The organism is Microtetraspora sp. AC03309, assembly GCF_020826795.1.
In the GTDB taxonomy this organism is placed as follows: Bacteria; Actinomycetota; Actinomycetes; order Streptosporangiales; family Streptosporangiaceae; genus Microtetraspora; species Microtetraspora glauca.
Genome location: NZ_JADDIL010000378.1, coordinates 1 through 590, shown reverse-complemented (window position 1 = coordinate 590; position 590 = coordinate 1). Strand labels below are relative to the sequence as shown.

At 68.8% G+C, this 590-nt stretch carries 1 pseudogene; it reads left to right on the top strand.

The features are described 5' to 3' along the window. Positions 1 to 590 (top strand): annotated as a pseudogene (locus tag IMZ11_RS43425) (DNA-directed RNA polymerase subunit beta); the annotation flags it as partial.

Here is a 590-nt window from a genome sequence, read left to right as displayed (position 1 = left end):
GGTGCGTGACACCTCGCTGAAGGTGCCGCACGGCGAGTCCGGCAAGGTCATCGGCGTCCGCGTGTTCAGCCGCGAGGAGGGCGACGAGCTCCCGCCGGGGGTCAACGAGCAGGTCCGCGTGTACGTGGCGCAGAAGCGCAAGATCACCAACGGTGACAAGCTGGCCGGCCGTCACGGCAACAAGGGCGTCATCTCCAAGATCCTCCCCGTGGAGGACATGCCGTTCCTTGAGGACGGCACCCCGGTCGACATCATCCTCAACCCGCTGGGCGTGCCCGGCCGAATGAACGTCGGCCAGGTGCTGGAGACGCACCTCGGATGGATCGCCGCCAGAGGCTGGGACGTCACCGGCGTGCAGGAGGCCTGGACCGAGAGGCTGCGCGACAAGGGCCTCGACACGGTCGAGCCGCTCACCAACATGGCCACCCCCGTCTTCGACGGCGCCCACGAGGAAGAGATCGTCGGGCTCCTGGACAACACCGTCCCCAACCGCGACGGGGATCGGCTGGTGCAGCGCAGCGGGAAGGCGCGGCTGTTCGACGGCCGCTCCGGCGAGCCGTTCCCGCACCCGATCTCGGTCGGCTACATCT